This window comes from Synechococcus sp. R5-12 (genome assembly GCF_047502655.1).
Lineage (GTDB): Bacteria > Cyanobacteriota > Cyanobacteriia > Thermostichales > Thermostichaceae > Thermostichus.
The window spans coordinates 1-1,950 of sequence record NZ_JANSIM010000268.1; the positions used below are offsets into that span (position 1 = coordinate 1).

The following is a 1,950-nucleotide window of genomic DNA, read 5'->3' on the forward strand; positions in this document are numbered from 1 at the left end:
CCCTACGGGTACAGTGCGGGGCTCCTGCGATTTCTAGCTGAAGGGACAGGATCGCGCATCCAGGGTTCTCGAATAGCGATGGGACTTGTCGGGATCCCATCTAGAATAGGCGACAACCGGGCGAGAGAGGAGGTGAGCTGGCGGGTGACCTTCGCCCAGTGGCTGGGGCTAGGGGCGCTGTTGGGCCTGCTAGTTCTGCTTTGGCAGATCCGGCAGATCCTGCTGTTGGTGTTCGCGGCCATTGTGTTGGCAGTAGCATTGGATACCTTGGCCCAGATCCCACAGCGCTACGGCTTTCGGCGTGGCCCCTCAATTGTCATCACCAGTTTGACGGTTTTGGTGGCCGCGATCTTGGTGGGGCTAATCGTGGTGCCCCCCCTGGCGGAGCAGTTGCGGTGGCTGTTTACCGATGGGGTGCCCGCCGGGATCGTGCAAGCGCAGCGGCTGTTCGAGAGCTTGATTCTCTCTTTGCCGACGGATATTGAGCTGCCGACGCTGCGGGAATTGGCCAATAGCTTGGTGCCCCAGGCCACCGAGTTGGTGCGACAGGTGCGCGACTTTTTCTCCGAGTCCTTCACTGCCTTTTTTGGCACCCTGCTCAACCTATTGTTTGTAATCATCCTCACCATTTTGTTGTTGGCGGATCCCCAAGCCTACAGTCGCGCTTTTGTCTCGGTTTTCCCGGCCTTTTACCGTCCCCGCATTCGCTACATCCTCAAGCGCTGTGAGCTGGCGCTGCGAGGGTGGCTGATGGGGATCCTGTTTACCAGCACCTTGGTGATGCTGCTGAGTGGGATCGGGCTGTGGATTTTGGGGGTGCCCCTGATCTTGGCCAATGCGGTGCTGGCGGGATTGTTCAACTTCATCCCCAATATCGGCCCCACCTTAAGCGTGGTAGCCCCCATGCTGGTAGCCCTCACGGATGCCCCTTGGAAGTCCTTGGCAGTGCTGGGGCTGTATATCCTGATCCAGCAGTTGGAAAGCAGCGTCTTCACCCCCATCGTTATGTCCCGACAGGTGTCGCTCCTGCCCGCCCTAACCCTAGTAGCTCAAGTTACTTCAGCCTTTTTCTTTGGGGTGCTGGGCCTGTTCCTGGCCGTGCCTTTGGCGGCAATCCTGCAGGTGTGGATTCAGGAGGTGCTAATTCGGGATGTCCTGGATCCCTGGCAGGGATCCCGATTGCGGCCCTTGCTCAGGTTGGAAAGTGGAGAGAACGGGATCCAGAGCTCCACCCAGGCGGAAAACCAGGATCCCATTCCGCGACCGCAATCGGTGCGAGAAGGTTGAGGGGGCAATGCTCCTGACTTGGCTCAACCCCATCAGCTTAGCCACACGACCGGCCCTTCCATTGGGCAGGAATCGACGTTCTCCCCACGGCTAGAGCCGGGGGATTCTTTCCCGTCGCTCCACGCTCCTCGCGCTTGACCGGTGTGAGAACGCGACAACTGGCAACTGCGCACCCAGGCAGAGCGGCATCGGGGAAACAGTGAGGCCCACGGCCCGCTGTGCGAAGGGCATTCTGTCAACCAAGGATTCTGTCCCGCTATCGCTCACCTGGCAAGGTTGGACTGTGGAGTCCCGGCGGGAAAAGCCGCAACCCCTGCTGTCGCACCCGCCGCTCCTGGAAAGGGATAGGGGTCACGCGCGGCAAAGGCGTAGCCACAGGCTGGGGAGTTGAAGTGGGCACAGCTTGCGGAGAGGGCTCTGGGCTGGGCTCAGGCGTAAGCTCAGGTTCGGGAGTGGCTACTACGGGCGGTGGCGTTGGAACAGCCGGGATCCCCTCTGGTGTCGGACGGGGGCGGCCCAGTTGAAAGCGCGGCTGGCGACGAGGTGCAAGCGTGGGCGTCGCCTCTGGCGTTGGAGTCGGAGTGGGTGTGGGTGTGGGCGTCGGGCTGGGTGTTGGCGCCGGAGTAGGAGTGGGCGTGGGTGTCGGAGTTGGTGTTGGCGTCG

The 1,950-nt window shown here is 61.3% G+C and carries 1 protein-coding gene and 1 pseudogene; one reads left to right on the forward strand and one right to left on the reverse strand.

Annotated features, from left to right (window positions below; all coding sequences use genetic code 11):
* Window positions 1–132: 132 nt before the first annotated feature.
* Window positions 133–1,287: an AI-2E family transporter gene (locus NW843_RS13045; RefSeq protein ID WP_414380611.1), complete on the forward strand. Its 1,155-nt coding sequence runs from the start codon at window positions 133–135 to the stop codon at window positions 1,285–1,287.
* A 256-nt stretch (window positions 1,288–1,543) separates the two neighbouring features.
* Here the strand turns inward: NW843_RS13045 and NW843_RS13050 are convergent.
* A pseudogene (locus NW843_RS13050) lies at window positions 1,544–1,950 on the reverse strand (hypothetical protein); the annotation flags it as partial.